4 protein-coding genes (1 of these 4 only partly in view) are annotated in these 5,650 nt (G+C 40.0%); 3 read left to right on the forward strand and 1 reads right to left on the reverse strand.

Annotation, left to right across the window (positions count from 1 at the left end; all coding sequences use genetic code 11):
• A protein-coding gene (locus tag V7137_RS04295) for an SH3 domain-containing protein (RefSeq protein ID WP_438825613.1) crosses the window boundary here: on the forward strand, positions 1-360 show its 3' portion. Its footprint begins 225 nt before the window's first position; the window shows 360 of its 585 coding nt (coding positions 226-585); its start codon lies beyond the left edge, outside the window; it ends in the stop codon at positions 358-360.
• A gap of 167 nt (positions 361-527) precedes the next feature.
• Positions 528-1,445 carry a DMT family transporter gene (locus V7137_RS04300; RefSeq protein ID WP_335696908.1) on the forward strand — a complete coding sequence of 306 codons (918 nt, stop codon included), beginning with the start codon at positions 528-530 and terminating at the stop codon, positions 1,443-1,445.
• Positions 1,446-1,569: 124 nt separating this feature from the next.
• Here V7137_RS04300 and V7137_RS04305 read toward each other — a convergent pair whose 3' ends face one another.
• Positions 1,570-2,454, reverse strand: coding sequence for a LysR family transcriptional regulator (locus tag V7137_RS04305; RefSeq protein ID WP_335696909.1), 885 nt, complete (start codon positions 2,452-2,454; stop codon positions 1,570-1,572).
• Between the two features lie 170 nt (positions 2,455-2,624).
• Here V7137_RS04305 and V7137_RS04310 point away from each other — a divergent pair, with 170 nt between their 5' ends.
• A complete protein-coding gene (locus tag V7137_RS04310) occupies positions 2,625-5,516 on the forward strand; it encodes a 2-oxoglutarate dehydrogenase E1 component (RefSeq protein WP_335696910.1) in 2,892 nt (963 codons plus the stop codon).
• Positions 5,517-5,650 lie beyond the last annotated feature (134 nt).

Consider the following 5,650-nt stretch of genomic DNA (forward strand, 5'->3'; position numbering starts at 1 on the left):
AAATATGGCGGGCGATGGTTTACCTCTGCAACAAGTAAACCAGGAGTTGGTTTAGATTTAACGTTTATTAGCAGCAATAAAGCAAAAATTAATCTATATGGCATCTGGTGGTCCATGCCGGATGGTTCAAATGCAAGAGAATCAGATACAGACAAATATTCAATTACATTTGATAAAAATGGCGTTGGAAAAGTTAAATTCACAGAATCTTTTGCTTTGAACAAGGGGATTGCCACCGTTAAATTAATTGGAAACAATGTTTATTTAACAGTGGTATATCCTAGCACCTATCCTGAAAATCAATTCATGGAATCTTATATCTACGCGGGTAAACATAAATTAGTAAAAAGAAAATTCTAATATGCGATATTAAAGGGGTGACGAACACTGCATATGTGTTCGTTGCCCCTTTTTACTTAAGATAAATCCATGGAAATTCCAATTGAAAATTCTTTCGATAAGCGAAATACCATGCTATACTAATAAAAGTTGCCAACAAAAACATCCTAGAAGGGTTGTCTATTCAAATGTCTAGTAGTATGATAAAAGCTTTTATTAGTCTCTTTTTGGTGTCTGTTTTGTGGGGGGTTAATTATCCAATCAGTGCCTATTTGCTGCAAGACTTTTCACCTGTTATTTTATCAACCGTTCGAATTTGTTTTACCTCACTTTTTTTAATTATCGTTGCCTTGATTCATAAAGGAATGAAGCGTCCCACCACCTCAGAGTGGAAATTCCTAGTTGGTGTTGGAATCTTTGGAACCCTGTTAAATCAAACCTTTTACTTTACTGGGCTACAGCATACAACACCGGCCAACGCCTCATTAATAATATCCTTGGCACCGATAGCGACAATTTTATTGGAACGGATCATCTTTAAGGTCAAGTTTACGATAAAAAAATCGGCAGGAGCCATTATTAGTTTATTGGGTGTTTTTTCAATTATTGGAGTTGGAAATGGCGGTTTGGGAATCTCATGGGGAGATTTTAACATTCTAATCGCTATGCTTTGTCTCTCGATTAGTCTATTATTTATCCGAGGTTTAGCGAAAACCATGAACACCTTTATTATTACCGTTTACTCGACGGTACTAGGAAGTATACTGATGATTCCTGCTGCCGGAGTTGAAAATTTGGTGAGCGGCTCCGTTATTAGCCATTCACTTTTCATGTGGTTATTGTTAATTTTAGCTGGGATTATCGCTCAAGGAGTTGCCGGCTTTTGGTGGAATAAGGGTGTAGCTAAAGTTGGCGCAGGTACAGCTTCGATGTTCATGAATATCCAGCCATTTGTGGCCATCCTTGCCTCCCATTTTATTCTAGGAAATCATATCTTGATGAATCAAATCATCGGTGGGATTTTGGTATTACTCGGCGTATTTATTGCGAATATGCCATCGGTTAAAACTGTCGTTTCTACTGGGGCAAATAAAGCGGCAATGTAAAGAGTCCTCCCACTTTAGGATTTCCCAAAATACAAAGTAAACTCCCTAAATCGTCAGCAGGAGTAGCATAGAAAAGGGTAACGTCTAAGTGACTACGTTACCCTTTTCCTCCTCAGTGTTAAATTTAATTATCTTTCCAATCGAAATTTTCGATAAAATTTACAAACGCCTTAACAACATTCCATTCCAGAGCTTCTTTATGGTAATACATCCACGTTCTCCGCAAAATCGGATTTCCTTCTTGATCTTTTAAGTGGATTTTGTATAAGTCTTCTATTCCTTTGAGTACTCTGCTAGACAAAATGCCATAGCCTAAACCATTTATAACCATTTCCTTGCAAGGGTCTACTTGATCCACTTCTATACTTATAAAAGGGGCTTGTGCATAATTTTCAGCCCACCAATGATCAATGACTGATTTTAATAAGTAATCCCCTCTATATTCGATTCTAGGAAGACGAGGAAGATCCTTAATATCAAACTCATTTTTTGAAGCAATGCAAATGGTTTCCTCAAATAATTGATATTTCGATAATCCCCGCCAGCCATAATCTCCACGCACAAAGCCGATATGAACGTCCTTATTGTGAATAAGTTGAGTTACGTCTCTGCTCCATCCCGTAGTTACTTTGAATTCCACATGTGGATATTGCATTTTAAATAGTTTCAAAACGAAGGGAAGTTCATAATTGGCGAAAAAATTAGAAACCCCCAATTTCAACGTACCTACCACTTGGTCGCTTTCGTTATTACTCATATTTTGGACACTTTCTTTAATCCTTTCATAATGAGCAAGGGCCTCTTCAGCACAATGAACAAGATATTCTCCTTGTGGGGTAAAATGCACTCCCCTGCTTTCACGGGTTACGATTTTAACACCCAGTTCTTCCTGCATATGCTTTAATCGAGTCGTTAATGCGGGTTGAGTAAGAAATAAGAGGCGAGCTGTTTTTGTTAGATTCTTTTGATGATAAAGCACCTTTAGTATTTCCCAGTCACGGTAATCCATTTTTCCACCTATCTATCTGATATAAATATTTTTTATAGGTTAATATAATTTTTTAGCATTTTATTTATTTCAATTATTACATTATCCTTAACCTTAAGCAATTAATTATAACTTCACTAAATAATCCGAATCAAGACATATAAAGTAACACAACAATGGGGGAATTGTGAATGGGAGAACAGAAAAACCAACCAAATCCGTGGAGAAAATTCAATGGTCCAAACCTTGGCTATGTAATCGAACAATATGAACGGTACACGAACGGAGAAGACTCCATTGATCCAAAATTAAAAGAACTTTTTATTAAATGGGGTTCACCTTTGTCTTTTGAGTCAAGAGATACCCAAGAAACCTTTAATAAAGAATCTATCAAACCTAATGATTCCGTAAATATACAGAAAGTACTCAAAGTGGTAAAACTGCTTGAAGACATTCGTTCGAATGGTCATTTAGCTGCAAACATGAACCCATTAGAAGTGAATCAACAAAATCAAGAGTTGTTTCATCCAGAAAAACATGGGGTAAGTGAGCAAGATTTGAAAGCGATTCCAGCTAAACTTGTTTGGGAGCAGGCACCTGATGACATTCAAACCGCATCGGATGCGATCAACCATTTAAAGAGTATTTATACATCCACACTCGCCTATGAATTTAACCACGTCCAACATATGGATGAACGAGTATGGCTCACTCAAATGGTGGAGACCGGTTCCTTGCATCGCTCCTTATCTAAAGAAGATCAAACGAACTTGTTACAGTCTTTGACTGAGGTTGAGGGATTTGAACAATTTTTGCATAAAACCTTTGTTGGTCAAAAGCGATTTTCTATTGAAGGGGTTGACATGCTTGTTCCGATGCTGAATGAAGCGGTGCATGAAGGTGTCGGGGATGGAGCACATAATGTCGTGATTGGAATGGCTCATCGCGGCCGTTTAAGTGTCCTTGCACATGTATTAAACAAACCATATAGAAAGATGTTCTCTGAATTTCAGCATTCGTCTGCCAAACAACAGGGTCCGTCAGAAGATTTAGTCGACATTAGTGAGGGCTGGACTGGTGATGTGAAATACCATTTAGGACGCAATCGATTCATGGAAGGTCCTGGTAACGTTCGCGCACGTATTACTTTAGCCAATAATCCCAGTCATCTTGAATTTGTCGATCCGGTTGTCGAAGGTTTTGCAAGAGCAGCCCAAGAAGAACGAAGGAATGCCGGTTACCCTAAGCAGGATGTTAAGAGGGCGTTTGCGATTTTGGTCCATGGCGATGCAGCCTTTCCGGGCCAGGGAATTGTTCCGGAGACCTTAAATTTAAGTGGGTTAAAAGGATATCGAACAGGTGGAACCATCCATATCATTGCCAATAACATGGTCGGATTTACAACAGATAGCCACGATTCTCGTTCGACGAGATATTCGAGTGACTTAGCAAAAGGATTTGAGATTCCGATTGTACATGTAAATGCGGACGATCCTGAAGCATGTTTGTCAGCAGTTCGTCTTGCTTATCAATACCGAGCTCTATTTCAAAAGGACTTTTTAATTGATCTAGTTGGATACCGTCGATTTGGCCACAATGAAATGGATGACCCAGCTGTGACCCAGCCAAAAGTATACAAAAAAATTGTGAATCATCCAACTGTAAAAGCGTTGTACGCCAATCAGTTGCAGAATAGAGGCATTCTCAACCAAGAAGAAGTTGAGCAAATCAATCAGAGCGTGCAAGAAATGTTGCAGGCTGAATATGAAAAAGTGGCAGAGAAGAGGCAGAATGAACACTCTGAAGAAATAGAGGTTCCGAGGGTGATTTCCAAAGGAATTCCACCGTTGGAAACAAGTGTGCCACTTGATATGCTTCGTGAATTAAACCAGGATTTGCTGAAATGGCCGGAAGGTTTTCGTGTTTATCCAAAATTAAAGAGAATTCTTGAGCGCCGTGATAAGGCACTAGAAGAGAACGGGAAAGTAGAATGGGCGGTAGCAGAAGTGCTGGCATTTGCATCGATGTTAAAAGATGGTACACCGATTCGTCTCACTGGCCAAGATTCTGAGCGTGGAACGTTTGCACAGCGTCACATTGTACTCCATGACTCGGAAACAAACGAAACCTATTCACCACTGCACCATCTTCCGCAAGCACGAGCATCGTTTGCGGTTCATAATAGCCCACTGTCGGAAGCGGCTGTTGTAGGTTTTGAATATGGATATAATGTATTTGCTCCTGAAACACTTGTTATGTGGGAGGCACAATATGGTGACTTCGCCAACACAGCACAGCCCCTCTATGATCAATTTGTTTCATCCGCAAGAGCAAAATGGGGGCAAAAATCAGGGCTTATTCTCCTGTTGCCTCACGGGTATGAAGGCCAAGGTCCGGAGCATTCCAGTGCCCGTCCTGAACGTTTTTTACAGTTAGCAGCTGAAAACAACTGGACAGTTGCCAACCTGTCCAGTGCGGCCCAGTATTTTCATATTTTACGTCGCCAAGCATCCATCTTAGGAACAGAGTTTGTTCGGCCATTGGTGATTATGACTCCAAAGAGTCTGCTCCGTCACCCGTTAGTCGCTTCTCCTGGTACTTCTCTAAGCGAAGGTCATTTCCAAACGGTTTTGGAACAGCCAGACCTTGGAAAAGAGACAGATAAGGTAAAGCGTTTAGTGTTAACAACAGGTAAGATGGCCATCGATCTGGCCGTAGAAATCGACTCAAACAAAGGAAATCGAAACTTAGAAGAGATACACATCGTTCGAATCGAACAATTGTATCCATTCCCTAAGGAAAAAGTAGAAGCCATCATAAAGCGTTACCCAAATTTGAAGGAAATCGTATGGGTTCAGGAAGAACCGAAAAATATGGGTGCGTGGCATTATATTGCCCCTACTCTTTTTGATCTTGCATCCGGTAGCCTGACAGTTGGTTACATTGGGCGTCAGGAGCGTTCAAGCACGGCAGGCGGCGATCCAAGCGTTCATAAGAATGAACAAGAACGCATTATCCAACAGGCTTTGAATTATGTAGAGTCTAGTAGATACTCAGAAACAAGAAATCGAGTAAATTACTAACAAACCATCATCAGACAAAATACTATTATCTAACATAATTGCAGACTTAACATCATACCTAGGAGGATACAACAGATGATTTAAATCAAAGTACCAGAACTGGCAGAATCCATTACAGAAGGAACCATTGCACA

The organism is Neobacillus drentensis, assembly GCF_036962765.1.
In the GTDB taxonomy this organism is placed as follows: Bacteria; Bacillota; Bacilli; order Bacillales; family Cytobacillaceae; genus Neobacillus; species Neobacillus drentensis_C.